Below are 22691 nucleotides of genomic sequence, written 5' to 3' on the forward strand. Positions count from 1 at the left end.
CATTTATTTCCTTAGGCGTTAATCAAAGTCAGCAGGCGCTCACGCGCCATTTTGTGGTTAATGGCTTGTTGTAGCGCGCCACTATCTCGCGCTTCCTGCCAGGCTTGCATAGAGCGGACACCAGAATCAGCATCCTGATAGGCTGCATAAGTGACGGGGCTAACGTCATACAGCCGAGAAAATTTAGAAATCTCACGAATAACAATCCCTTCTTCATCCTCGTACCAGCTCTCACCATCGCGGGCAATTGAGAAAGCAAATGAAGATTGGGTGATATCGCCACGCAACATTGGTGCGATAACCAGATCACGAATGGTTTGTGTGTCAGGGGCCACAATGTTGTATTGCAGACCGCGCTCATCGACCGATAAAGTGAGCGTGTTAGCGCTACTGCGACCCAGAATAAAGTTAGGGTCATGGTTAAATAGCCCGCGAACGTCATTACCCAGCACATCATCGAATGCGCCAGGCTTAATGATTTCGCGAAACCCCCACAGCGGTTCTGAACGGGTATTGAACACTGAGCCGTAGCCAATAATGCGGGTTGGCTCATTCTCTCGCTGTTCTGCCCGTACCTCCCCGCTATAACAGCGTTTTTCTGTCTCACTCATTGCTCGATCCTTTATCGTTGGGGTCGATATCAGTATTTGAAGTGGTTAATTTGGCCGCATTTACGCTAACCAGCATTTCATCAAGACCGTCTACCGGGTTCATATCTTCAAAGGCGCGGGCCTCATTGCGCGACATCCAGCCATCAGTAATGGCGAAATGGTAGAAATTGGCGCGTTCTTGCGGAGTACCACGCAACAAACCGGCCAGATTAAAGCGGACGTAGTAACCCGCCGCCCGCTCTGCTCGAGTAAACAACCGGCGGTTTAATTCCTGCTCCCAGTTCACAATCCATGGCATGACCGTGTGACGCACAAACTGAATAGACTGCTGGGTAATGTTGGAGAAAGTGGCCTTTTCCAGGTCATTTATCATGTGGGCCGGTATATTGAAAATCCCCGCTATCTGGGAGCGATTCAGCTTGAGCATGTCAATGATCTGAGCATCAACCGGCGAAACCGTCAGCGCCTTATAATCCAGCTCCGCTGGCAGTAACATGGTTTTGTTCTCTTCATTCCGAAGAGCGGCAGCGGCTTTCTGCCATACAGATTTCAGTCGGTCCCATGCTTTAGTATCAAGGGATTGACCTTTGACTGAAACAATCCCAGCCGGACGCGCGTTGCCACCGAAGAAGTTGCTGGTGTATTTCTGTCCGCTCATGCCCATGCCGATAGTTTCAGCATGTTGCAGAATAGGGCTTAGCCCCATTTTCTGATTATTGCCCAGTGCACGAATGTGGATCATGTCGTCAGGGCTGACAGCAAAAGAACCTTGCTCGTTATAAACACCGTAGGTATAGCGGCCACCGGTATTTAACAGGGTGGTTTCCCATGGCATGCAGGCTTCAAGACTGATTATCTCGCCGCGCCGTGAGCGAATAACCTTGGTGTAACCATTGCCCCAGCCAAGAACATGCCGTTCCTTTAGCTCCCGCCATTTGTAACTGGTTTGCCAGACGTTCGGCTCATCATGCACCAGATAGAAAACGGGATGATCCCGTGCGACTTCAACCGTATTTCCGGTTTTGCGCATCACATGCAGCGGCATCTGTGCCAATGTTGAAGACAGCACATAAATACAGGCATAAACCGCCCCCAGTTTCATGGCGGTTTCAGGGCTGACAAAAACGTCAGATTTAAAGAAACCGGCTTCTTCTGCTGATTCTCCCGTTACAGGTGTCGCTGGATTTTCCAGTGGGTTACTTCGGAACAAAGCATCAAGTAGCACGGTATTTTCTCCTTGCGACGAACAGTGCGAATATCAACATTCCACCACCCGCGCACTGTAATGCCGTCGCTGTGCCAAATTGCAGATAAAGCCCCGCCATGAGTAAACCGAAACCGGCTACCCCGATAATGTCGATAATCAGTGATTTCATAAGATAAGCAGTTCTTCGTCTGGATCGAGGTTGGAAAGGAAATCACCCGGCGTATTCAGCATTGCTCTGCCAACCGCCATGATTAGTGCAACAGCACCGTCTATTTTGTTCTCGGAAGCCTCTTTTATCGGCCTGACCACATCATCGTTGCCCGGCAGATACTTACCCACTACGTTGCTGATGCACCATGTCATGATTGGGTTGCCATCATGGTGAAAGCGCCCAGACTCAACAGCGGCTTCCAGTTCCTTCATGGCGTCGCTCATGTTTGTATAGTTCTGAACGATAGTGATCGGACTTAACCCCTCTTCAGCCAGATGGTGAGAAAGGTTGGTTGCGCCGTGTGGATCAATAGGCGATTCTTCGACTGGATTTAGACGGTTTACCTCTTTGGCAGCCTCAAGAATTTCGCGGTAATCTATTTCGGCACCAGGAGTAGCCTCAAGATGGCCGGTAATTACCCACTTTTGGAAACGCTCAGCAGTGCGCCGATCCTCAACATCAGCACTGAATACCGTGTCATACGGCACCCAGAACTTAGGGGCGATACAGTAATAATGTTGCTTCCCGTCAATAGTCCGGGTAAACAGGCGCGGCATGGAGTTCATATCCAGCTTGCGTGCCAGGTCAAAAGAGAGATAACAGGATTGACCTTCAAACTGTTCCAGTGTCAGGGTGCTATCTTCACAAGCCCGCCAACTCACCATATTGAAGAATGCAGATCGGGCAGATACCCAGATATTCAAATGTTTAGTTTTAAAAATGTTGGCTTGACGGGCATTATTCATTGCCCTTTGTTGCTGGCTCAGTAAGAAATCACTGTAAACAGACACCCCCATATTGGGGTTAGCTTTCTTCAGTGATGCTGGTAATGTCCAGTCGTCACCCTCATCAACGGTATAGATGATCCCGAACAGTTCATCGTTTGGGACGGTACCGTTAAGCATTTCAATAACTTCTCGGCGCTTGTCGTAGCACGGCCCTTCAATGTTATAGCCAGCCGTGGTAATGGCCCACATGATGGGCTGTCTGCGTGACCCCATCCCCGTTAACATGGTGGTGTAGAGTGAGTCTGTTTCGTGTTCGTGATACTCGTCCACGATGGCGCAACTGGGCGATGAACCGTCACCGGGGTTACCGATAACCGGCTCAAACCGCGCACCATCTTCTGGCCGGTTCATGTTGGAAGCATTCACCTCAATGCCAAAGGCTTCACAGAGCAGCGGAGTACGCTTGCACATTAAGCGCGCAGGCCGGAATACTTCCCACGCTTGCTTCTCTGTTGTGGCACCGGAATAAACCTCTGCGCCAAACTCGTCATCACATGAAAAGCAGAATAGTGCCACCCCAGCGGAAATAGCCGATTTGCCATTTTTACGGGGAATTTCGGTGTAGACCTCGCGGAACCGGCGCAACTTACTGCCTTTATGCAGCCAACCGAACGCACAGCAGACGATAAAAAGTTGCCACGGCTCTAAGGTAATGGGCATTCGCTTAAAGGCCCACTCCCCCTTGGTATGAGGAAGCAGTTGAATAAACTTTGCGGCTTTCTCTGCGCGGTCCTTATCGAATCTGTATTTAAATTTACGGCCTTTTTCTGCCGCCAGATCATCGATGTGACGCTGACAGGCATCAATAACAAAACGGCAAGCAATAATCCGCCCCTGCACCACATGACGGGCGTATTGATTCGCCGCATTAACATTCGGATAGGCTTTTCTGGTCATAGGTTTGTGAACGGATTCTTTGAGGTTTTCTTGCCTGCGCCAACTAAACGGGCGCGACTGCTAGGGTCTAAGCCCAACATACCGCCGAAAGAAGCCAACTGTTTCATGGCTTCATTCAATGCCGTTAGAGCAGGGTTCTTTACTGGCCCGCCGGTTGCACCAACCATCACAACGCCATGTTCGGCCACATGCTTTTGGGATTTTCTGGCCGTGGAGTAGGCCACGCAGAACATTTCAAGGTTATGCAGATCAGTGGCACAAAGCACTTGCTGAGCACAAAGCTCTTTTGCCGCCATGATCCACATCGTTGAGGCGTATTCATCAAACCACTCTGGCGGCGATGCCCCCTTGATCGGCGTGAATGCGGGTTCGTCTTTATTCAGAGCACGTTTACCCGGATTGCCCGCCAATTCCTTCCGGGCAGTTGGCTTGGCTCGGCGTCCGGATCGGCCCGGCGCTCCAGCCATAATCCCTCCAGTTTTAATTTCATTTTACGCGGGTAAAAAAATCCAATGAGGCTGGCGGTACGGTAGGACAAGGGCTGCAGAGATTCGATCCCCCCCTCCCATTGATGATATTGATTCTCATTTGATGTGATGAAGCACCGTTTTGGTGCTCACATTGGTAATGTTGATAATCATTATCACTTGATTCGTTCGGTCGCAGTCTTCTTTCTATGGTGCGGCCAGCACAACAGCTCGAGGTTGGATGGGTCATCAGTGCCACCGTGAGCCTTAGCTCTGATGTGATCGACCGTTGTACCCGACACCACCAGACCTTCACGCAAACACTGTTGGCACAACCCTTTGTCTCTGGCCTTTATCAGTGGCTTCAACTTATCCCAGTTAGCACCATAGCCACGCTCATGCCTGGTCTTACCCTGCTGGTGGTTCTCCCATCCGGTATTCTGATGCTCAGGACAATAACCAGTGCTATGGATCGTGGTATTGCGGCACCCATGCTTACGGCAGGCGCGCGGTATTCTGGGTGGCATGGGGTTACTCCAATAGAAAAGCCACCGGCTTATTGGGCTAGTGGCTTAGATATAAAAAACCATTAAGACTGGCTTTTTTAGGCGGTATCGTTAGATCAGATTACCAATATGCTTTGCATTTACAGATAGTTTTGCTTCTGGATTACCATTAACTGAACCAGTCAGGCGATAGCCACCACCTGCGTCATTAATTGCTAAGTTAATTGTGTACTCTTTTAGACCCGGTATGACATTTTGTGCTTGAGGATTATGCTGGGACACATGCAAATCCAATGTATTACCTTGTACCTTTCCTTGATACGTAAAACCAAAGTCTCCACCATTAGCAGCACCGTCTTTTACCACTACAGTGCCGCTACCAATATCATTCTGATTGCTGCTGAAAACAACAAAATAAATACCGTCCTTCATTTTGTATCCTTATATTGTAGTGGCCATATGGCGCATTTATTATACTCGTTAAAAATGAACCACGGTAAATAATTACTGTTTATCTTTACAGTTATCTACTCTCAATTGGCCGTACATGCGTAAACATGAATCCCTCGTAAGGCATTTCAATGTTGCAGGATACCCAGAGAACTAGATCAAAAAACCATTCAGGGTCACCATTAGCGGCGCAAATGTTTGGTTGCTCCGTATGCAGGCCCTTAACATACACAGGGCAAATATTGGCAAACAGTGCCTGATGCTCGTAATCTGTTTTATTAACCCTTCCAAATATAAGAGCCATGTTTAACCTCAAGAAATACTGATGTGGACGAAACTGAACAGCCACAGAATGAACTCAGCAATTCTCCGACTCACAATGGCGAAGATACAGCCAAGTACAATAAACGTAACGGTACCAGGTAGGTCATACATTATATTTTCCGCCCCGCGTTCTGCCGCCAGCTAATGATTTCATCAAGCCGCCCCTTACAGATCCGCAGCTCACGCTTAAGGGTCAGCGCATACAGCCCGCTATCACCCCAAGTGGTACCGACGAACTCCGGCACCTCGCATTGTGTTAATGCTGATTCTGGGGGTAGCAATAGAGGGCAAGTTGTGGCTGGACGTGGTACAGACTTACTCACGCATGATGTTAATGCTAGCGTCAGGCATGCGCTGAATAGCACACTTATCATCTGACGACGCCGCCATAAACCGCTTAAGCCGATCTTCACTTTCATTGCGTAGTTTCCTTTCGTTCTCAAGCTGGCGGGTGGTGGCTGCTCGGTTTGCGGCATCGTTAGCACCGTAAGCATCAATGATGTTACCCAGGGCAATGTTAGTCGCCTGCTCGGTCACCAGCTCTGCTTCCGTCTTATCCACCTTATTTGCCAGATGGTTACGATTGAGAAGCAGAAGAAGGAAAGCCGTAGCAACTAACGCCACTAGAGCGGCGCGCCAAGTAGTCATAGCTGTAGTTCTCGCTTAGCCAACTCAAACCGCGCCTTTCGGTCATTGATACCGTTATTTCCGCCGTTAATCAGCTGAGTGACACGCTGAATATCATCAGCATATTGACCGCAGTTGCGGGATTGCCAGAACCAGGCAGCAGAACGAACAGCATTAATATCGCTCTGCAATTGGTCAGGATTGCTGATTAAGTCCAACTTCAAGGCGGTACCACATGCCCGGTAATTATCTAAACCGGTAATCTGAATCAGACCGCGACCGCGATATTTCCAACCATCACCCGCAGCTTTATTACCCATGCGGCCTGAGTAGACCAAATTGGCGATTGCTTGTTGTCGATTAAGTGGCACCGATTTTTCACCCGGCTGGCGACCCAACGCCGAAGCCTGATCCGCAGACAAACGCTTGCCGAACGTCGCAATCAAACCGTTAACACTGTAATTAAACGATTCCACCAGCAGCGTGAAACTGGCTGACTCATGGCCTACCTGAGCAATAAACATGGCCTGTTGTACTGGCGTGGTAATTCCAAATTCTTTCATTGCCAGGGTAATAGGCTGAATCCAACGTGCAGCAAGTTCGGCGCTGATGTTAGCCGCCATTCTGAATTGATAAGGGGTCATGGTTTTAGTCTCACCGGTTTAGCGAAGTGCATGACATTTCCACCAGCAGCAACAATTGCCACAGCCATGCTGATATTAATAAGAGTTTCGGACCAGTCGGCGTGGTTGTAATCGCCCGTTAAGATCCTGATAGTGACCGAAGCACTAGCAACCATCAGACCATAAGCAAAAATTGAGGCTATCGGTCGATAAGTAGCACCATGTCGGCGGTAAGCAAATAAACGGGCAGCTATCACCGCACAGGCAATAGCATCAAGTGTCAGCAGATAATTATTCATCTGGCTTTCCCCCACCACTTCTAAAGCGGTCGATGATGTTGCCGGGGTTCTTTGACTCTTTGTTTGCCCACATCAATAGACGTATGACAACAGCACCAGCAACCATTGCGCCAACCGGCTCAGCGGCTTTAACTTCATTAGGTGTTAGGAAGTTAATACACGATGTAATGAAAGGGGCTGATAACACACCGGTACCCCATGACAAGCCAAATAGAAACAGTTTCTTAAACAGAGAGAAGTCTGACGCTGATAACACGAATACAGCGGCGCCAGCGAACGCCCCCACAACAACACCAGCATCCAGCCCCGATAACAGCCCGATAAAAGTAACGCCAGTAACAGTTGCAGTGGCGGCTCCGGTGCTGGTGATCGGTTCCGACATGATGGTTTCCTTATATGTGGGGAATTTAGCCCACCAGTGCAGCCACTCATTAGCAGTGATGTGTGTGGAGTTGATTGGGTGACTGATGGGCTAAAATGAAAAAAGGCCACTTAAAGGGACCTTTGAGGTATTTGGAATTCTAATATTTATTGCTTAGCTAAGCGCTCTTTAACGTTATGCATGCATACAGGAAACTGACGGTTGCGGAAAAAATCTTTAGTTTCAGCGAATGGGGAACTCAAAGAGCTGTAAAGCTTCCGCATGGGCTCTCCACCCTCTACCGAAACTTTTCTGTAGTCTTTTTCATCTATTCCAAAATCTGAGTATGAATAACCCAGTCGCTTAAACTTGCTCATTTCATCATCGACTATAGAGACAATGCTAGCATCAGTAGAACCCCATCTTTCGGCCATACTCCATTCACTTTCGCATAAATCTGTAGCTGCTTTGTCGACATTAGTAATCGAAGATAATGCGGGGCTGGAAGCTATCAGTAACAGAAGAATTGTTCGCTTCATATCTAATCCTTTAATGGTTACCTGAAGATATTAAACGATAATGACCAACACTACTCATCATTCTGCTGCTCCAGATAACGTTGGGCCACTCAACTGCCCCGCAGAAATAAAAAGGCCATCGAAGTGAGCCTTAAAACACGTACGTTAACGTTTTCATGCCGTTAACTATAATTTGAAGCCGGTTACGGTTCCGGCGTCAACACCTACCAATGTGCTGACCGCATACCTTTGAAATGCAAAAGCCCCAGCGATTAAGCCAGGGCTAGATTCACTAAATTGGATTTATTCACATTCAAAACTAACTTGTAGTACCGGGGGTTCTTTAAATCGGCAGTCAGGACACCATGATTGCACTATATAACGTCCATCTCCCATATCTCTCATACCGAAATCATCGTAACGATAGAAAACATGGTGACCAACTCTTTCTGAGCAAGACGGGCAACTCTTATAGACTTTCCCTTCTTCTTCAGCAATCAACGAGTCACTTAACGAAGCATCACATCCAGAATACTTTGCCATGCAGCTACTCCTATAAATAATGGAATAGATTGATTAACACGGCTAAAGCGTTATGAATGGCATCAAGATCAAAAAACAAGCAAAAAGTGCATTATCATATGGTAAGTCACTGCCAAATCGACCACCCTTATCACATTACTATGCTTTTTGCGTACGCGTTAATGAATTCTATTAAAGAATGATATATCTTAAATAAGTAGGGTGTTAAGCAAAGCCCCTCAAGAAAAATAATTCCACATTAAATAATTTACATATGTGATTATATATTTACATAGGATCTGGCTATGAATTTTTCGGAAAAAAAACAAAAAGAATTTTCAAAAAGTGCTGTTGTTACTCTGTTTGAAACAAATCACGACAAAGCAGTTTTGTTCTTTGATGAATTAAAGGACAACAAGAACTTCATAGTGGATGCAGATTATAAAATTAATGATGAAAGTCATATTCGCATAAGGGATATTTCTTATGTTGGAGCTGCAGTTTTCGCTCACATAACATTTTATAATCCAAAAGCTAAAGTGTCTGTAACACCAAAAGCTGAAGATAAAGCAAAAGATCTTTTTGATATTGATAACTTTGATAACTGCCATTTATTTTTGTGTGTGAGTGGAAATTACATACGTGCAATCTTCCAATTATCAGTAACTTGGCCTATAACAAGGCTTGATAGATTTTTCAAAACATTAAAGATGTCTCCTAAAATTACGCATGTTATTGACAAAACGGTAATTAAGAAAATTAAAGATGAGGGTTTCAAAGAACTACATCTTCAAACCACTGTACATGCAACCGATTTACCTATAGTAAATACACCTTTGCGTTCACTTATAGCGAAAGAACCTAAAGTTGGTGAAGAGGGTTTATCTGGCGAATTAGTGCTTAAAAGTAAGGCAAACCCAAGACTTGCAGCTGAAATAGAAAAAAACCCTGGGGATATTGCAAAGGATTTATCTGAAGATTTTTATATCATTACGAAGGGCGGTTCTAAAATCAAAGGCGATGATGTAAAAGTTAATAAAGTCTACTTCACTCGTCCTTATGGAACGCGAACCGTTAAACCAGAATATGCATTCGAAATATTAACACATTTCAGCCAAAATGTTGTATAGTGCCCGATCACCTATATAATTACTGTGGTGGAGAGTATACATGAACCGCATCGACACGAAGGGTTTCCTAGTAGTCTTTGTATTTACAATTCTATCTCTCCTTTTTTCGTTTTTTTTCCAAGAAAAAATCAGATTTAATAAAGATCTTCTGAACCTTGTAGCTAATGTTTTTTCTATACTCACTGGTTTCCTTCTTTTGGTTCTGTCTATGTCTAGTGAAGCGGCTTCAATACTTGAGGGGCTATCTAAAACTGAACGAATGAACCAAAAGAAAAGATTTAACATAAGGTTTGCAAGATACTGTTCATTATTCTTTTTGTACTTTTCCGTCTTAGTGTTGATCTTTATCTACTATGCTATTCTGCCACCAGAAAAAGCTGCACTCAGTGACGCAAAACATCCAATATCCAATACCATTCTTACAAGCATGAAGATTTTAGAATACTTAATATGCTTCCTTACTTCATTTTCATTTCTACTTTCAACACTTATCCCTTTGAAAATAAGAGAAATTTATGAGGAAAAAATGCTTTTGAATAGTAATGATAAGAATGGTAAATAACCCCTCAGATATTTTCTGAGGGGCATCATTTAGTCAGATTCTAATTTAATATCTAACATTGATAAACATCCGTATACAAACCCCTCAGCTAACTGCATTTCTTTTCTTATAGTTCCATCCGAACACCTACGCTTACGTGCAATCGACCTGAGTGATACGTTGTACAGATAGTGCAAAACCAACAACTCATACTCATCTGGCTTGAACTTATTGAGCCTTGCAACACAGCTATCAATGATAATCCCGTCATCATCACAGCATGAAAGCCTACTCGGTGATTTTGATGGCAGTAAGCCTTTAAAACCCGCAGCAATATGAGAGTAATCTACCCCGCTGTTATCACTGGCAGCCCAGCCGCCCCAACGCTCTAATACTATAGAGATATCTCTCATGCTAACGTCTCCAAACTGCTGTAACCGGTCCGCATTCCGTTTACTGAATTCATAGTTTTACTCCACACAATTAAGGCCATTAGGCCATTGCCCCGATCGAGATAGACCGGTCCATAAAATGAAACCAAAGCTCAATTTGGCTTCCATGCTCCGCTTCCCATACACGCATATCAGCATGCAGTGCATCATGACAGAGACGGCATAGAGGAATGGTGAATAGGTCGTGGGCCTTGGTACCCATGCCACCCTGACCGTGACCGATGATGTGATGAGGGTCGTCAGCAGAACTACCACACCCACAGCATTGCTGGGATTTAACCCATTTGAGCCACTTCTTGTTCTCCCAGCGCTGCCGCTTTGGAATACGCATAAAACTGGCTGGTGGCTCATCATCAATTTTCAGTGCCAGCACTTTCTTAACCTGCTCAACTTTGCTTTCAATGATTTGTGTCGGGTTTGGCGTCCAAGTGATATCACTCTCCCTCGTTGGCCCTGATTTCATTACTGCTGGCAGCATCCGCAAACTTGCTCGAGCAATTGAGTCGGGGAGCAAGTCGGAAACCTCATTAACGACAGCCCACCAACATAATTCCGGCATAGTGAGCTGGTGGCCCTCAGGAAGCCGAAAATAACTGCATATTGTCGATATTATCCAGGTGATTAGATTGCTGGTCGCCAGTTGGTTCAATCGGGGAAGTGTATGCTCTCTCAGCTTATTATCATGATGCCAACACAGACGAATCGACCGTTGGCCATAGCGTAATGTTGTGAGATTTTGAACGTGGGAATCATCCGGATCATGCCACTGGCACTCTTTCAACTGCTTAACCCATTCTTCCAGCACTCGAGGCCCACCACCAGCATTGATAACTCGTTCCTGTTCAAAGAATGGCAATAAACGCGGATCATTAGCCAGTTGTTGATCAGTTGTTGGTAGCCGACCGGATGGAAGTGCTTTAAATTCCTCCGGTTCAGTGGCCACCAGCAAGCGCCCAGATAAATATGGCAGCAGTTCAGCACCTGGCTTCAATATCACAACACCAAGTTCCTGCTGGATAAATGGGGTTAACAATGCCCTCATGCGGCACCTTTCTTGGCAAGATACTCAATCCACAAGCCACCAATCCAGCGGACGCCCTTTGGTGTAAATCTAGCTTGAGCGAAAGCATGGCTATTTATCTGATTGGTACCGGTTTTAACTTCAAACCGTCCAGCATCAATATGCTGTTGATGCGGTATCAACCCGCCGGATAACCGATACATAATGCGATTATCCATAAGAAAAAGCCTGAATTCCGGTTCTTTAGCACTCAACAACTTACAAACCTGACGGAATACCATTGAGCCAGTAGCCTTAACGTAGCGATCGACAAACTCAACTTTTGGCGCAGCAATAGAAAGCTGGTTTTCAAGTTGCTGCTTTTCCTCTACCAAATTAGCAGCCAGGCGCAATGCCTCTGGTAAGGTTTGAGGGATCAGGTTCTGTTCCAGCTCTTGCCAGCGGTCAACCACCGCAGCTGTGAACTCAGGTGAGAGTCGGGCAACCAATACCAGAGAATTGCGCTTATTGAACCGATACTCAAAATACTTATTACCATTATGCTCAAAATCGAACTGCGCCAACGGCGCGGTTAAAATACCGCCAGCACATAGGCGTTCTGCAGAACGTTTTACATCGCTGTGCTTACTGTTCACCAGCACAGCGATTTCACGACTGCTCATAGTCACAACTAATGTGGAAACACCTGAATAATTATTCATATATTTACCTTTGCAGAGTGAGCAATACGGGCCGCAGCAGTTACCAAATGATCTGGATCTAACTCAATACCAATAAAACTGTACCCCTCAAGTAATGCAGCCTTACCCGTAGAACCTGAACCCATGAAGGGATCTAGCACTGTCCCTGCCGTTGGGGTTATCAGGCGGCACAAATAACGCATCAACTCGACCGGTTTAACTGTTGGATGGGGATTTTTCGCACCACCAGACCGGCCCGCACCAGCTCGTGGATCATTCAATCCAGCGCTCCCCTCTTTGCGCCCGCCGGTCATATCGGTAGCGGAGAAGCTAGTGAAGCGATCCATGCCTTCGTCACGCTCAGCTTTATTAACCTTTGCACAATAAAAGAATCGGGCGGCTGATTTGCTAGTTTCAATGCGGGCTGCATGTTCGCGGGGTGCGTTCATATCGCCGTAGCAAACTCGAGAAGGCCGGGTGTTTCCCGTAGTTTTCAGATCGCCTTGCTGTCCTCTGCTATCAGGAAAAGCAGCGATCACTTCTTCGCTTCCATCATGCATAATATTTGCTGGCCAGCGGCCTAACTGTTCTGGTTGCCACTCGGTGCCGTCAGGCTCTTTACCATCACAAACATGAGATAACAGCCCGCCAGCGCCACCAGAAAGAGACTCATCTGTCGGAACCCGGCATAAATCAATTCGTAATGCACCGGTACCAAACTGATTAACATTCCCTTCCACTGTCCCAACTAACGGTTTACGGGCCATAACTATTGGCTCATGAGCCGGTTTCAACGCGGTACCAAGCCCAGCATTTTCACCAGTGAGATTTTTCGACTTAGGGAAACCGCTGCCGTAAATCCACATAAGCTGATCACGTATTTCGAAACCAGCATCTTCAATATTCACCACCAGGCGGTGATAGGTTCTCGAACCACCAAATGCCAGCAAGTGTCCGCCCGGCTTTAATACCCGTAGGCACTCAGCCCACTGATCCACTGTAGGGACCTGATAATCCCATTTGTTACCCATAAAGCTCAGGCCGTAAGGCGGGTCTGTTACGATTGAATCAACCGAGTTATCAGCCATAGAAAGCAGTACATCTTCACAGCGCCCCATGTTGAGTTGATAGGTCATATTGCCCCCGCGCCATATTTGGCATAAGCCCTTACCAAAATTGGCCGCCACTGAATTTTTGCCGAGGTAATATTCGGTATTGACCCAAGATTGTTTTTATCTGCTTCTGCCAGAGCCGCCTTTTCTGCCGCATTCTTTGGTCGGCTACGGCTACCAAGCAACCGGCTGAATGACTCTTCAAAATCAATATTTTCGGTAACGGAGGTGTCCAGTAGCGGCCTATCAGCAGCAACCCAAGCGTTAGCACCCAACAGGAAACCAGAGAATTTATCCGCCCTGAATATTTCCGGTGCAGTCAGTAACCGTGCCCACTTTGGATTATTTAGAAGCTCTGCAACGCGCCATTCGATAACCAGCAGTAATTCAGCCTCGGTATATTCATCCTGCAAACGGGCCTGAATATCTGCCAACGTTTCGCGGCTTGGGGTGGTTTTACCGTTCGTTAAACGATTTAAAAATTGAAGTACCCCTCTCGCCGTTGTGACCAACTCCACTTCCGGATCAATCGGCTGGGGGGCTATAGGGGGTATTGGTTTTAGATCTTTAACGATTCCTGAAAGATTCCGTATCCCGTTTTTGGGGGTGTTACCGTCCAAAATTGGGTGTGTTACCTTAGATGAAACAATCCCGTTTTCGGTAATGTTCCCGTTTTTGGGTGTGTTTGCATCGACGGGAACTTTCTTTAAACGATCCCGTTTTCGGTAATGTTCCCGTTTTTGGGTATGTTCAACATCGGCAATGCTTTCATCAATACCAATCAGTTTATAAACAATGACTTGCTTTGTACGTCCACGACGCTCGCCCGTATCGGCAAGCATGCCTAAAGCAACCAAATGCTGGAGGCTTGATTGAACCGTTTTCTTATCTAACTCAGTAGCTTCAGCCAACGCCGCGATGGATGGAAAAGCACAATGATCGGCCCCACACATATCAGCAAGCCAAGTCAGCACGGATTTAGCGGATGACCGGCCCGTTTTGACTTTCTTGGCCCAGCGCATAGCGTCAAGACTCATACATCCACCTGTGTAAATTCTTTTTTGAACCGCTTGATAGGCTTTGATAACTCGCCATGCTCATAACCATCACGCAGGTAAATAACCTCGCCTGTGGTGCTGTCATAGCGAATGACGTGAACGCGAACGCCACGCTTATCTTTGTAATAACGATCAAGTAATTGAATTGGGTTTGTTGTAGTTGAGCCAGGGTTAGTCATACACGACCCCACTTACGGCGAACTACACCCACAATTCCCCGCGCTCTGCTGTGGTTGCACGGTTTCCACTGGCCCCTTATCATTCGTTCATACCGGAACGGACTGACACAAACGCAACGCAGTTGCGGAATAGAACGTTTAGCCGCTACAATGTTCATGCGTTAATTACTCCACACGTTTAGTTAATGCACCCGACGCCTCAGTGCCGCACACTGGGGCGTCACCCCATAACATCACCGATATCGCAATAATCTCTGCAATAATTGACTGCGCTATATACCCCTTTGCTTTTAGCCGCTTAGTCTCATCGCGATCTAAAATTCCATCAGCCGTAAACTCATTGTGAGCACGACCAAAATCACCCAAAGCCACCAGCAGATCATTAAATTTGATAAGCAACTCATCGTTGCCAATATCATTAACTTCCGGCAATTTCACGAACACACCACCAGCACGTTTACACATAGCTTCGGTAATGTCGGAACGGCCAGAGATTGATTCCATCTCTACGGCCATCCCAAATGGCACCACCTGCCCGGCTAGCTGACGAACGCGGTTACGTAATGCATTTTCGGTACCGGACAGTGGGCATAGCTGTTTAGCCATCGCGTCATACTTGCCAGGCGTTTGAGTGATAAGTTGGTGTATTGCGTCGCTTATGTCTGGCTGAGTTGGAAAGTCTTTGTTATCCACAATGTTTATCTCTCTTTGGTGGTGATACTAATTGCGGTTGAGTGCTATTGTTTTCGTAAATATCTGGTCTTAGTTGGAATTTGGTTACAACTCCACAAGTTTCATCCTCTAGCTTCTTAGCTAGAGAGAATCCGGCTTTCTTGTAACCGTTAAATACGAGCCTTAAATAACCAGTGCTACTTTCAACACGTATGGCGAGAGCTGTTTGCTCGTCTTTTGTTAGTGCATCCCAATATTCTTTCATTTGTGTACCTCCGAGATACATTATGCATTATTTAAATGAACCCGCAAGGGCCTTGTACCCTCACGGTACACACCGTTAAATGGTAGGCATGAAAACTAATGAAGAAATCCGGCGTGAAAACGCCAGAAAATTGCGGGATAGTGCAGGAGGAAACAATTCTTTCGCTGTATTGCTGGACCGCGAACCAACGCAAATAAGCAGAATAATAGGCAAGAACCCAACAAAAAAAATTGGGGACGATATGGCACGCCATATTGAAAAGTGTTTTTCTTTGCCTGATGGATGGTTAGATCAAGAACATCAGACGACTAATGTTGTGCCTGACGTGGCAGATACAGATCTAAAAATTCATATGGTCCCTGTTATTTCTTGGGTTCAGGCGGGTGCTTGGACTGAAATTGGTTATTCCGAGGTTGACTTAAGCTTGTTAGACACCTATCCATGCCCGGTCCCTTGTGGCCCTATGACGTATATTCTTCGGGTTATCGGCGACTCAATGATTGATGAGTACAGGCCAGGTGAAATGATTTTTGTTGATCCGGAAGTGGCTCCAATGCATGGTGATGATGTAATCGCCATAATGATTGATTCTGGTGAAACGACGTTCAAAAGATTGGTTGAAGATGGTGGGAAAAAATACCTTAAAGCGCTAAATGCAAACTGGCCAGAACAATACATTACCATTAATGGCAATTGCTCAATAATTGGCACGGTTATTTTCTCTGGAAAACCAAGACGTTATAGAGCATAGAAAAACTAATTTAAACATACCCGCTTCGGCGGGTTTTTTTATGCTTGACAATGTACCCTTAAGATACATAATGTACCTACCGAGTACGAAATTATCCGCTTAGTAGGGTTAACAGTGTGGAGTAACCGGAATGGCTAACTACAAAAATATCAGTATCGAATGGCTTCAATACATGCATTCAGATGGGTATATCGCCCTGTGTGATGCCGATCTTCAGGAAGTTTTGAACGTAGTTTTTGAGTAATCGGCACTTATTTTGATTTGAAACGGGCCGCTCCGGTACTAACCGGTGTGTTTTGAGGAAGGCGAACGGCAAGTAACCCCTCCTGCCACGGCAGTAAACGCGGTTGAGCCACCCGCCCGCGCAAAGAATGCCCCGTGAGGCTCAAAAGAAAGGCCGATTGATCCACGTTACGGATCACACAACAGGTAAGAGCATTGACGAGCAAGGCATTGAGTCCGGTTCAATTCCAGACGCCAGATAGATTTTTATTATCTGGTGATGGGCAAGGAAATGGTCTGTTCGATTCAGACACCGGCAATGCTCTTACCGTTGTGATGTGTACAAGCGTACTGCACCGCAGGCGGGAGGAAGACTGGAAATCGGCTGGGCGTCCATCATAACGCCAATACCAAAACCGAGCGGCCAGAAATAAGTAGGGGTAGCGCCCTAGTGTCACAACCTTGTTCCATTGCTGTTGCTGTGTTTTTAGCGGCTGCGCCAGTTCTCAATCAACCAACACCAGGGGGGAGTGAGGATAATGTTCTGACAGGCCAGCCGCTCTTTTTACACACAGAGAAGTGCTCCGGGCGGGTTATCCCTTTAAACCCGTAGGCGAACGTCGCTTTAAATTGCGCTATAGCATTCTTACCGGCGGCAATGTTCCGGTTTTAGTATTACGCATTGTTCAATTGGAAGCAGAAGAAGAAAAGATAGCTGTTGAATTTTTGGAACTACTTACAAATAAATTTAAAGGCGTCGAAGTTGAAACCTTTATCGGTAAATTCAAAGCGTAATTAATTAAACCTTAACTTTTTAGTATCACTTCAAATATCCCAGCAATGGGGTATTTGGCGGGGTATTACCTAAAAACCGTGTGGAGTATATTCATGTCTTATATTACGACTTATTCAGGGCTGGACTTTGATTATCTAAAACCTGTCGCCAGCAGCATTTGTATTGAAGATATCGCGCAGGCGTTATCACATGAATGCCGCTTTGCCGGTCACCTGCCTAATTTCTATAGTGTGGCCCAACATTGCTTGTTAATAAGCACGATTGTGCCAGAAGAATTTGCCCTTGAAGCCTTACTGCATGATGCAACCGAGGCATATTGCAAAGATATCCCCTCACCTCTTAAACGCCTACTGCCTGATTACCAGGCTATTGAGCAGCAGGTCGATACCGTCATTCGTGAAACCTTTGGGTTGCCTGCCGAAATGTCCGAGGTCGTCCACTACTGCGATCTGGTGATGCTGACCACCGAGCGCCAAGAGTTAGACATCGATGATGGTAAAGAGTGGCCCATGCTGGCAGGTATTCCACCGGCAGAAATGGCAATAGTGCCAATGTCATCACGGGATGCGCGGATCGCTTTCTTAGCGCGCTTCAATGAACTGACTGCGGCCAGCAAATCATGATGTACGGCCTGTTTTTACTCGTCTGCTACACATTCCAGCCGTGCCAGTACGAGCCGCAAGGCTACGTATACCCAGATGATAAGAACTGTATAGCCGACATTCAGCAGCAAGGTCTACCACCAGAATATGAATGCCTGCCAGTTGATGGCGTTCTCTATGCGAGGAAACAGTGATGAGCTTTCAACAAAAGTTCGAACAAAAAGGCGACTTTCAAGCCTGGTACGCATGCCAAGCGTGGCTTAATGATCGTGGCTACAGTTACGGCCAAACATCTGCTCGCGCACCGGGGGTCGGTGTTCTTAAGGGGGATTTCTGTATTGCCAAAATGCACAACCTGACAACACAGGAAATTAGACAACTGGATGGAAGAGTTGACGGTGATTTCCGAGAAGGGCCGATCACCCTTCGGCTAAAAGTTGAGCCAGAAGTTATGGTAAGCAGCGAATCAACGAAGCAGCAGCGCCTTGAACATGCCAATCAGCTGATCAGTATTATTGCCGCCCATGGTCGCCGGTTCTTCTTTGACACCAGGACAGAGAGAGTTGCCCGACTCGAATTGAACAACACCGGTAGGGTTTTTCTGATCGATGAATATACCGGTAAGCGAATTTATACCCACTTCGAAAACCGGCACTGGAAGGGGTTTAACCACGGCGGTACTTTGCGGTCGCTGGTCATAATGATGCGGAACTACATCTGTAAAGGTGAGTGCATCGATGCTTACTACTTGGGACCAGAAAACAGCAGTCTACGCAAAGGGAATATTTGGGGCTATCCAGAAGAGGCGATCGAGGCTGTTCGTAATGAAGCTGGCTTGTTACCAATCATCGAGCAGGAGGCATGATGGATAAGTCGATTTTAGATATGTGCTGCGGCTCCCGCATGTTCTGGTTCAACCGTGCCGATCCGCGCGCTGTATTCGTCGATATCCGTGCCGAAAGTCACACTTTATGTGATGGCCGTAAGCTGGAGATTGCCCCAGACCTTATTGCTGATTTTCGTCAGTTGCCGTTTGCCAATAATACTTTCCAGATCGTTGTATTCGACCCACCCCACCTTACTCATTGTGGGCCTGAAGGTTGGCAGGGAAAGAAATACGGCATCCTTAGTAAGTCATGGAAAGACGACCTTACTAAAGGCTTTGCTGAGGCGTTCCGGGTATTACGTCCGGGGGGGGTACTTATCTTTAAATGGAATGAGGTTCATATCCCTACCCGAGACATTATTAAACTGTCGCCGGTACCGCCAATATTTGGGCATCCATCAGGGAAGCGAGCGAATACGAACTGGGTATGCTTTCAAAAGCCAGGTGAAAATTTGATGGCCAACTTGAGCAGGAATTGCATATGAAAGAATTAGTCAATGACGGTGTGCATTTGTTCAAGCTAACTCTGCTTTGGCCTGATGATCACCTGATTAATCAATTGGCCCACGCGCTGATTGAACGAAATGCAGAACTGGCGGCAATTAAAGCCCAAGACCCCACTTACTGGCTAGATGTGCATGGGTACCAAACATACCTCTATTTTAACGAGAAAGATGCTACTGAAGCATGCAGTAAAAACGGTGGGATGTATGTGAAACCTGTTTTTGATGGGCCGACAGTAGCGGAAAAACAGGATGCTAAAGCCATTGAGGATAACCTAATTGAACAAGTTGGATTGATGTGCGACCGAGCTGTAAATATCCATGAGAAGAATGTCTATGGTGAAGCTTTTTGTGTGTTGAAATACGGAATACTCCCTTACCTGCGAAAAAAGGAAAATAATGAATAACTTAATGATCGACCTAGAAACCATGGGTAACAAACCAAACGCACCAATTGTCTCTATCGGCGCTGTATTTTTTGAACCTGAAACAGGTGAGATTGGCCCTGAGTTGTATGCAGCAGTTGACCTCAAGTCAGAGGTCGCGTTAGGTGCTGTTCCTGATGCTGACACTATCTTGTGGTGGCTAACTCAAAGCAGCGAAGCAAGAGCCGCCATTACAGGTGAAGCAATGCCGATCCGTGATGCCCTGTCAGAGCTTAGTGCCTTTGCTGCACTGAATAGTGCATCGCCCAAGTATCTGTGTGTTTGGGGTAATGGTGCCTCATTCGATAATGTCATCCTGCGAGCTGCATATGAACGTTGCCAGATGCCGCCATGCTGGAGTTGGTTTAACGATCTTGACGTTAGAACCATCGTTAAACTGGGCCGTGCTGTTGGTTTCGATCCCAAGCGAGATATGCCATTTGATGGCGAACGGCATAACGCCTTGGCTGATGCTATTCACCAAGCTAAATATGTCTCTGCTATTTATCAGCGGCTAATCCCAGCCACCAGCAACGATATTGAATAAATTTATCACGGCCTGTGTGCGGCGGGCCTTTAAATAAACAGTGTGGAGTAAACCCCATGAGCGAAGATAGCGGAAAATTACTGACTCGCGCTGAATTGGAAGAGATCACTGGTTTTGTTCAACCTAAGAAGCAGTGTGAATGCTTACGAGAAAATGGCATTTTTTTTATCGAACGCAAAGACGGTAGGCCCAGTACAACATGGGCGCATGTTGAGCACCCTCTTTCTTCCCGCAATATCATTCAGAACGTGCCTGAAGACCAACCAAACTATGGGGCTATTTAATGTCACGTCCACGCAAGAACCCAACAGATAACTGGATGCCACCACGGGTTCGTAAAGGCAAGTCTGCATATGAATTCAGGGCAATAGATGGGAGAACAATTCGACTATGTAGCTTTGAATGCAGCCAGGCTGATGTATGGGTTGCCTTTGAAAAATTAATGATTAGCCAAAAAGAGGATTCGACATTTACTGGTTTGATTAATGAATTTCTATTGTCAGGTGATTTCTGTGAACTGGCCACAGAGACACAAAAAGATTATCGAAAATACTCATCAAAGATAATAGCCGTGTTTGGAAAAATGTCTCCAGATAATATAAAACCAGAGCATATTCGAAAGTATATGGATAAACGCGGAGCAAAAAGCAGGGTTCAGGCAAACAGGGAAAAGTCCTTCATGTCGAGGGTATTTCGCTGGGGATATGAGCGTGGGAAAGTGAAGTTAAATCCTTGCCAAGGGGTTAAGCAATTTAAAGAAAAAGCCAGAACTCGCTATATAACAGATGAAGAATACGCTGCACTTTATGATGTTGCTCCATCAGTCGTAAAAGTAGCTATGGAGTTAGCTTATTTATGCTGTACCAGGCAAGCGGATATTTTAGATATGAAAAAAGGGCAGTTGTTGGAGAATGGTATACTTATACAACAAAGCAAAACTGGCGTTGCCCAAATTAAAGCTTGGACACCTAGGCTGCATGAGTCTATACGGCAGGCTGGCACCCTTCCTCTAAACCATGGTGTTATGAGCATCTATTTGTTACACCAACAATCAGGATCACGCTTCACCCGCGATAGTTTTAATGCCCACTGGATGAAAGCAAAAAAAGCGGCGGCTGTGAAATATCCAGAACTGGAGTTTAATTTCACTTTCCACGATCTGAAAGCAAAAGGTATCTCAGATCTAACTGGTTCGCTATATGACAAGCAGGCAATCTCAGGGCACAAAAACGCATCACAAACCGCAAGATATGATAGAAAAATTAATATTGTTCCAGTTGTGGGCGGGCAAGATGTGGCGAAGTGATATGGTGAAACAATGGTGAAAGGTGATTTTAGGCACAAAAAAACCGCCTCTCGGCGGTTAACGACATACTCATACTACTTTGTTTTACTTAGAATATTTTCCATGGTGCCCGGGGCGGGACTTGAACCCGCACAGCCATAAGCCGAGGGATTTTAAATCCCTTGTGTCTACCGATTTCACCACCCGGGCTCTGGAAAACTGGAGGCGCGTCCCGGAGTCGAACCGAGGTAGACGGATTTGCAATCCGTAGCATGGCCACTCTGCCAACGCGCCTTATTCTTCTTTGCCTTTACAGCTGAGGTTCGCCTTAAGCCAACCTACTAATTTGGAGCGGGAAACGAGACTCGAACTCGCGACCCCGACCTTGGCAAGGTCGTGCTCTACCAACTGAGCTATTCCCGCAACATCAGAACTTACTGATTCTTTTGCTATCTTTCGACATTTCGTTGCTGCCGTCTGATGCGATGCATTCTACTTACCTGACGCAATGAGTCAATAAAATTATCTGACTAATGTGTTCGTTTGCTGCTTTTTGCGGCGCTTCGATCAAGGTTCGAGCAAATCATTCCAGGCGGCGTTTAAATATTGAAACATTGACCAGAATGTCAGTACCGCAGCAATGTAGAGAAGAACAACGCTGGCGAGCTCAACATTATGGTCTGGGCGCCAAAGTAAGCCAACCAGCGAACCCATTTGAGCCGTGGTTTTCACTTTACCAATCCATGACACCGCAACACTGCTGCGCTTACCGATTTCAGCCATCCACTCACGCAGGGAAGAAATGATGATTTCACGGGCAATCATAGTTGCCGCCGGTAGAGTGATCCACCAGACATGATAATGCTCAGCGACCAACACTAATGCGATGGCAACCATAACTTTATCCGCCACAGGGTCAAGAAAAGCCCCAAAACGGGTAGTTTGTTTCCAGCGGCGCGCTAAAAAACCATCAAACCAATCGGTTGCTGCTGCAAACACAAATATGATGGCACAAACCATCGGAGCCCAAACGAATGGCAGATAAAACGCCAGAACGAAGAATGGGATGAGTACAACACGAAACAGGGTAAGCCAAGTCGGTATATTCAATTGCATAATGCTACGATAACTATCTGGCTGGGGTGGATATTAT

General features: G+C 46.3%; 33 protein-coding genes, 3 tRNA genes and 1 pseudogene. 11 read left to right on the top strand and 26 right to left on the bottom strand.

Features of this window, described 5'->3' with window-relative positions; genetic code table 11:
• Positions 1 to 11: 11 nt before the first annotated feature.
• From V1953_RS12065 to V1953_RS12130, 14 genes are all read right to left on the bottom strand, one after another.
• On the bottom strand, positions 12 to 611 hold the full coding sequence (locus V1953_RS12065; protein WP_076707136.1) for an HK97 family phage prohead protease: 600 nt from the start codon (positions 609 to 611) through the stop codon (positions 12 to 14).
• On the bottom strand, positions 604 to 1836 hold the full coding sequence (locus V1953_RS12070) for a phage portal protein (RefSeq protein WP_442850966.1): 1233 nt from the start codon (positions 1834 to 1836) through the stop codon (positions 604 to 606). Before V1953_RS12070 ends, V1953_RS12065 begins: the two co-directional genes overlap by 8 nt.
• Positions 1826 to 1987 (bottom strand): hypothetical protein, encoded by a 162-nt coding sequence (locus tag V1953_RS12075; protein WP_175620100.1) that lies wholly within the window; start codon positions 1985 to 1987, stop codon positions 1826 to 1828. Before V1953_RS12075 ends, V1953_RS12070 begins: the two co-directional genes overlap by 11 nt.
• Positions 1984 to 3714 (bottom strand): terminase large subunit, encoded by a 1731-nt coding sequence (locus V1953_RS12080; protein WP_145514715.1) that lies wholly within the window; start codon positions 3712 to 3714, stop codon positions 1984 to 1986. The genes V1953_RS12075 and V1953_RS12080 overlap by 4 nt, the downstream gene beginning before the upstream one ends.
• Entirely contained in the window at positions 3711 to 4181 is a 471-nt protein-coding gene (locus V1953_RS12085) for a phage terminase small subunit P27 family (protein ID WP_050139185.1), read from the bottom strand. Before V1953_RS12085 ends, V1953_RS12080 begins: the two co-directional genes overlap by 4 nt.
• A 176-nt stretch (positions 4182 to 4357) precedes the next feature.
• Positions 4358 to 4708, bottom strand: a complete 351-nt coding sequence (locus tag V1953_RS12090; protein ID WP_025379070.1) for an HNH endonuclease — start codon at positions 4706 to 4708, stop codon at positions 4358 to 4360.
• 90 nt (positions 4709 to 4798) lie between these two features.
• Positions 4799 to 5119 carry a GrlR family regulatory protein gene (locus tag V1953_RS12095; protein ID WP_050135024.1) on the bottom strand — a complete coding sequence of 107 codons (321 nt, stop codon included), beginning with the start codon at positions 5117 to 5119 and terminating at the stop codon, positions 4799 to 4801.
• A 452-nt stretch (positions 5120 to 5571) separates the two neighbouring features.
• The gene (lysC, locus tag V1953_RS12100) at positions 5572 to 5880 is read right to left on the bottom strand and encodes an Rz1-like lysis system protein LysC (RefSeq protein ID WP_442850967.1); all 309 of its coding nucleotides are present in this window, start codon (positions 5878 to 5880) and stop codon (positions 5572 to 5574) included.
• Positions 5777 to 6109, bottom strand: a complete 333-nt coding sequence (locus tag V1953_RS12105) for a DUF2570 domain-containing protein (RefSeq protein ID WP_442850968.1) — start codon at positions 6107 to 6109, stop codon at positions 5777 to 5779. The genes lysC and V1953_RS12105 overlap by 104 nt, the downstream gene beginning before the upstream one ends.
• Entirely contained in the window at positions 6106 to 6732 is a 627-nt protein-coding gene (locus tag V1953_RS12110; protein WP_442850969.1) for a glycoside hydrolase family 19 protein, read from the bottom strand. The genes V1953_RS12105 and V1953_RS12110 overlap by 4 nt, the downstream gene beginning before the upstream one ends.
• Positions 6729 to 7010, bottom strand: coding sequence for a phage holin family protein (locus tag V1953_RS12115; RefSeq protein WP_050288472.1), 282 nt, complete (start codon positions 7008 to 7010; stop codon positions 6729 to 6731). Before V1953_RS12115 ends, V1953_RS12110 begins: the two co-directional genes overlap by 4 nt.
• Positions 7003 to 7392 (bottom strand): phage holin family protein, encoded by a 390-nt coding sequence (locus tag V1953_RS12120; protein ID WP_226717219.1) that lies wholly within the window; start codon positions 7390 to 7392, stop codon positions 7003 to 7005. The genes V1953_RS12115 and V1953_RS12120 overlap by 8 nt, the downstream gene beginning before the upstream one ends.
• Positions 7393 to 7538: 146 nt before the next feature.
• A complete protein-coding gene (locus V1953_RS12125) occupies positions 7539 to 7910 on the bottom strand; it encodes a hypothetical protein (protein WP_442850970.1) in 372 nt (123 codons plus the stop codon).
• Positions 7911 to 8192: 282 nt separating this feature from the next.
• Positions 8193 to 8432, bottom strand: coding sequence for a hypothetical protein (locus V1953_RS12130; RefSeq protein ID WP_442850971.1), 240 nt, complete (start codon positions 8430 to 8432; stop codon positions 8193 to 8195).
• A 284-nt stretch (positions 8433 to 8716) separates the two neighbouring features.
• On the opposite strand from V1953_RS12130, the gene V1953_RS12135 reads away from it, so the two are divergent.
• Together V1953_RS12135 and V1953_RS12140 are read left to right on the top strand one after the other, a co-directional pair.
• Positions 8717 to 9541, top strand: coding sequence for a hypothetical protein (locus V1953_RS12135; RefSeq protein ID WP_050139178.1), 825 nt, complete (start codon positions 8717 to 8719; stop codon positions 9539 to 9541).
• 40 nt (positions 9542 to 9581) lie between these two features.
• Entirely contained in the window at positions 9582 to 10103 is a 522-nt protein-coding gene (locus V1953_RS12140) for a hypothetical protein (protein ID WP_221872898.1), read from the top strand.
• Positions 10104 to 10132: 29 nt separating this feature from the next.
• Here the strand turns inward: V1953_RS12140 and V1953_RS12145 are convergent, their stop codons facing one another.
• From V1953_RS12145 to V1953_RS12180, 8 genes are all read right to left on the bottom strand, one after another.
• Entirely contained in the window at positions 10133 to 10495 is a 363-nt protein-coding gene (locus V1953_RS12145; RefSeq protein WP_050118747.1) for an antiterminator Q family protein, read from the bottom strand.
• Positions 10496 to 10574: 79 nt separating this feature from the next.
• The gene (locus V1953_RS12150; RefSeq protein ID WP_442850972.1) at positions 10575 to 11576 is read right to left on the bottom strand and encodes a DUF968 domain-containing protein; all 1002 of its coding nucleotides are present in this window, start codon (positions 11574 to 11576) and stop codon (positions 10575 to 10577) included.
• Entirely contained in the window at positions 11573 to 12256 is a 684-nt protein-coding gene (locus V1953_RS12155) for a phage antirepressor KilAC domain-containing protein (protein ID WP_442850973.1), read from the bottom strand. Before V1953_RS12155 ends, V1953_RS12150 begins: the two co-directional genes overlap by 4 nt.
• Positions 12253 to 13371, bottom strand: coding sequence for a DNA-methyltransferase (locus V1953_RS12160; protein ID WP_442850974.1), 1119 nt, complete (start codon positions 13369 to 13371; stop codon positions 12253 to 12255). The genes V1953_RS12155 and V1953_RS12160 overlap by 4 nt, the downstream gene beginning before the upstream one ends.
• Positions 13368 to 14384 carry a helix-turn-helix domain-containing protein gene (locus V1953_RS12165; protein ID WP_442850975.1) on the bottom strand — a complete coding sequence of 339 codons (1017 nt, stop codon included), beginning with the start codon at positions 14382 to 14384 and terminating at the stop codon, positions 13368 to 13370. The genes V1953_RS12160 and V1953_RS12165 overlap by 4 nt, the downstream gene beginning before the upstream one ends.
• Positions 14381 to 14584 (bottom strand): DUF4222 domain-containing protein, encoded by a 204-nt coding sequence (locus V1953_RS12170; RefSeq protein ID WP_442850976.1) that lies wholly within the window; start codon positions 14582 to 14584, stop codon positions 14381 to 14383. The genes V1953_RS12165 and V1953_RS12170 overlap by 4 nt, the downstream gene beginning before the upstream one ends.
• Positions 14585 to 14749: 165 nt before the next feature.
• Positions 14750 to 15277 (bottom strand): YmfL family putative regulatory protein, encoded by a 528-nt coding sequence (locus V1953_RS12175; RefSeq protein WP_442850977.1) that lies wholly within the window; start codon positions 15275 to 15277, stop codon positions 14750 to 14752.
• Positions 15270 to 15521: a transcriptional regulator gene (locus V1953_RS12180; protein ID WP_442850978.1), complete on the bottom strand. Its 252-nt coding sequence runs from the start codon at positions 15519 to 15521 to the stop codon at positions 15270 to 15272. Before V1953_RS12180 ends, V1953_RS12175 begins: the two co-directional genes overlap by 8 nt.
• Before the next feature lie 88 nt (positions 15522 to 15609).
• Between V1953_RS12180 and V1953_RS12185 the strand changes: the two genes are divergently transcribed.
• The 9 genes and pseudogenes from V1953_RS12185 to V1953_RS12225 all read left to right on the top strand — a co-directional run bounded on the left by V1953_RS12185 (position 15610) and on the right by V1953_RS12225 (position 21559).
• Positions 15610 to 16272, top strand: a complete 663-nt coding sequence (locus V1953_RS12185; RefSeq protein ID WP_050089035.1) for a LexA family protein — start codon at positions 15610 to 15612, stop codon at positions 16270 to 16272.
• 819 nt (positions 16273 to 17091) lie between these two features.
• Positions 17092 to 17289, top strand: a pseudogene (locus V1953_RS12190) (DUF2303 family protein); the annotation flags it as partial.
• A gap of 93 nt (positions 17290 to 17382) precedes the next feature.
• Entirely contained in the window at positions 17383 to 17913 is a 531-nt protein-coding gene (locus V1953_RS12195) for an HD family hydrolase (RefSeq protein ID WP_226720261.1), read from the top strand.
• A gap of 172 nt (positions 17914 to 18085) precedes the next feature.
• Positions 18086 to 18757 carry a hypothetical protein gene (locus tag V1953_RS12200; RefSeq protein ID WP_442850979.1) on the top strand — a complete coding sequence of 224 codons (672 nt, stop codon included), beginning with the start codon at positions 18086 to 18088 and terminating at the stop codon, positions 18755 to 18757.
• Positions 18757 to 19263: a class I SAM-dependent methyltransferase gene (locus V1953_RS12205; protein WP_442851320.1), complete on the top strand. Its 507-nt coding sequence runs from the start codon at positions 18757 to 18759 to the stop codon at positions 19261 to 19263. Before V1953_RS12200 ends, V1953_RS12205 begins: the two co-directional genes overlap by 1 nt.
• Positions 19260 to 19688 (top strand): hypothetical protein, encoded by a 429-nt coding sequence (locus V1953_RS12210; protein WP_442850980.1) that lies wholly within the window; start codon positions 19260 to 19262, stop codon positions 19686 to 19688. Before V1953_RS12205 ends, V1953_RS12210 begins: the two co-directional genes overlap by 4 nt.
• Complete coding sequence (locus tag V1953_RS12215) at positions 19681 to 20253, top strand: 3'-5' exonuclease (RefSeq protein ID WP_442850981.1); 573 nt, start codon at positions 19681 to 19683, stop codon at positions 20251 to 20253. The genes V1953_RS12210 and V1953_RS12215 overlap by 8 nt, the downstream gene beginning before the upstream one ends.
• A gap of 56 nt (positions 20254 to 20309) precedes the next feature.
• Positions 20310 to 20537, top strand: coding sequence for a DUF4224 domain-containing protein (locus V1953_RS12220; RefSeq protein ID WP_050134996.1), 228 nt, complete (start codon positions 20310 to 20312; stop codon positions 20535 to 20537).
• Positions 20537 to 21559, top strand: a complete 1023-nt coding sequence (locus V1953_RS12225; RefSeq protein WP_042569609.1) for a tyrosine-type recombinase/integrase — start codon at positions 20537 to 20539, stop codon at positions 21557 to 21559. The genes V1953_RS12220 and V1953_RS12225 overlap by 1 nt, the downstream gene beginning before the upstream one ends.
• A gap of 103 nt (positions 21560 to 21662) precedes the next feature.
• Here V1953_RS12225 and V1953_RS12230 read toward each other — a convergent pair.
• From V1953_RS12230 to pgsA, 4 genes are all read right to left on the bottom strand, one after another.
• A tRNA-Leu gene (locus tag V1953_RS12230) sits at positions 21663 to 21748 on the bottom strand.
• Between the two features lie 10 nt (positions 21749 to 21758).
• A tRNA-Cys gene (locus V1953_RS12235) sits at positions 21759 to 21832 on the bottom strand.
• Between the two features lie 53 nt (positions 21833 to 21885).
• Positions 21886 to 21961 (bottom strand) — tRNA-Gly (locus V1953_RS12240).
• Between the two features lie 144 nt (positions 21962 to 22105).
• Positions 22106 to 22654 (bottom strand): CDP-diacylglycerol--glycerol-3-phosphate 3-phosphatidyltransferase, encoded by a 549-nt coding sequence (gene pgsA / locus V1953_RS12245; RefSeq protein WP_442850982.1) that lies wholly within the window; start codon positions 22652 to 22654, stop codon positions 22106 to 22108.
• Between the last annotated feature and the right edge of the window lie 37 nt (positions 22655 to 22691).

This window comes from Yersinia sp. 2541 StPb PI, assembly GCF_052217145.1.
Lineage (GTDB): Bacteria > Pseudomonadota > Gammaproteobacteria > Enterobacterales > Enterobacteriaceae > Yersinia > Yersinia enterocolitica_E.

Bases quoted from the DNA above. Each gene is read 5' to 3' on its own strand.
- V1953_RS12065 (WP_076707136.1), bottom strand. From the start codon at position 611: ATGAGTGAGACAGAAAAACGCTGTTATAGCGGGGAGGTACGGGCAGAA.
- V1953_RS12210 (WP_442850980.1), top strand. From the start codon at position 19,260: ATGAAAGAATTAGTCAATGACGGTGTGCATTTGTTCAAGCTAACTCTG.
- V1953_RS12095 (WP_050135024.1), bottom strand. From the start codon at position 5,119: ATGAAGGACGGTATTTATTTTGTTGTTTTCAGCAGCAATCAGAATGAT.
- V1953_RS12125 (WP_442850970.1), bottom strand. From the start codon at position 7,910: ATGAAGCGAACAATTCTTCTGTTACTGATAGCTTCCAGCCCCGCATTA.
- V1953_RS12140 (WP_221872898.1), top strand. From the start codon at position 9,582: ATGAACCGCATCGACACGAAGGGTTTCCTAGTAGTCTTTGTATTTACA.
- V1953_RS12110 (WP_442850969.1), bottom strand. From the start codon at position 6,732: ATGACCCCTTATCAATTCAGAATGGCGGCTAACATCAGCGCCGAACTT.
- V1953_RS12195 (WP_226720261.1), top strand. From the start codon at position 17,383: ATGTCTTATATTACGACTTATTCAGGGCTGGACTTTGATTATCTAAAA.
- V1953_RS12220 (WP_050134996.1), top strand. From the start codon at position 20,310: ATGAGCGAAGATAGCGGAAAATTACTGACTCGCGCTGAATTGGAAGAG.
- V1953_RS12130 (WP_442850971.1), bottom strand. From the start codon at position 8,432: ATGGCAAAGTATTCTGGATGTGATGCTTCGTTAAGTGACTCGTTGATT.
- V1953_RS12075 (WP_175620100.1), bottom strand. From the start codon at position 1,987: ATGAAATCACTGATTATCGACATTATCGGGGTAGCCGGTTTCGGTTTA.
- V1953_RS12115 (WP_050288472.1), bottom strand. From the start codon at position 7,010: ATGAATAATTATCTGCTGACACTTGATGCTATTGCCTGTGCGGTGATA.
- V1953_RS12205 (WP_442851320.1), top strand. From the start codon at position 18,757: ATGGATAAGTCGATTTTAGATATGTGCTGCGGCTCCCGCATGTTCTGG.
- V1953_RS12120 (WP_226717219.1), bottom strand. From the start codon at position 7,392: ATGTCGGAACCGATCACCAGCACCGGAGCCGCCACTGCAACTGTTACT.
- V1953_RS12160 (WP_442850974.1), bottom strand. From the start codon at position 13,371: ATGACCTATCAACTCAACATGGGGCGCTGTGAAGATGTACTGCTTTCT.
- V1953_RS12080 (WP_145514715.1), bottom strand. From the start codon at position 3,714: ATGACCAGAAAAGCCTATCCGAATGTTAATGCGGCGAATCAATACGCC.
- V1953_RS12135 (WP_050139178.1), top strand. From the start codon at position 8,717: ATGAATTTTTCGGAAAAAAAACAAAAAGAATTTTCAAAAAGTGCTGTT.
- V1953_RS12155 (WP_442850973.1), bottom strand. From the start codon at position 12,256: ATGAATAATTATTCAGGTGTTTCCACATTAGTTGTGACTATGAGCAGT.
- V1953_RS12085 (WP_050139185.1), bottom strand. From the start codon at position 4,181: ATGGCTGGAGCGCCGGGCCGATCCGGACGCCGAGCCAAGCCAACTGCC.
- V1953_RS12090 (WP_025379070.1), bottom strand. From the start codon at position 4,708: ATGCCACCCAGAATACCGCGCGCCTGCCGTAAGCATGGGTGCCGCAAT.
- V1953_RS12185 (WP_050089035.1), top strand. From the start codon at position 15,610: ATGAAAACTAATGAAGAAATCCGGCGTGAAAACGCCAGAAAATTGCGG.
- V1953_RS12105 (WP_442850968.1), bottom strand. From the start codon at position 6,109: ATGACTACTTGGCGCGCCGCTCTAGTGGCGTTAGTTGCTACGGCTTTC.
- lysC (WP_442850967.1), bottom strand. From the start codon at position 5,880: ATGAAAGTGAAGATCGGCTTAAGCGGTTTATGGCGGCGTCGTCAGATG.
- V1953_RS12200 (WP_442850979.1), top strand. From the start codon at position 18,086: ATGAGCTTTCAACAAAAGTTCGAACAAAAAGGCGACTTTCAAGCCTGG.
- V1953_RS12225 (WP_042569609.1), top strand. From the start codon at position 20,537: ATGTCACGTCCACGCAAGAACCCAACAGATAACTGGATGCCACCACGG.
- V1953_RS12165 (WP_442850975.1), bottom strand. From the start codon at position 14,384: ATGAGTCTTGACGCTATGCGCTGGGCCAAGAAAGTCAAAACGGGCCGG.
- V1953_RS12215 (WP_442850981.1), top strand. From the start codon at position 19,681: ATGAATAACTTAATGATCGACCTAGAAACCATGGGTAACAAACCAAAC.
- V1953_RS12150 (WP_442850972.1), bottom strand. From the start codon at position 11,576: ATGAGGGCATTGTTAACCCCATTTATCCAGCAGGAACTTGGTGTTGTG.
- V1953_RS12170 (WP_442850976.1), bottom strand. From the start codon at position 14,584: ATGACTAACCCTGGCTCAACTACAACAAACCCAATTCAATTACTTGAT.
- pgsA (WP_442850982.1), bottom strand. From the start codon at position 22,654: ATGCAATTGAATATACCGACTTGGCTTACCCTGTTTCGTGTTGTACTC.
- V1953_RS12145 (WP_050118747.1), bottom strand. From the start codon at position 10,495: ATGAGAGATATCTCTATAGTATTAGAGCGTTGGGGCGGCTGGGCTGCC.
- V1953_RS12180 (WP_442850978.1), bottom strand. From the start codon at position 15,521: ATGAAAGAATATTGGGATGCACTAACAAAAGACGAGCAAACAGCTCTC.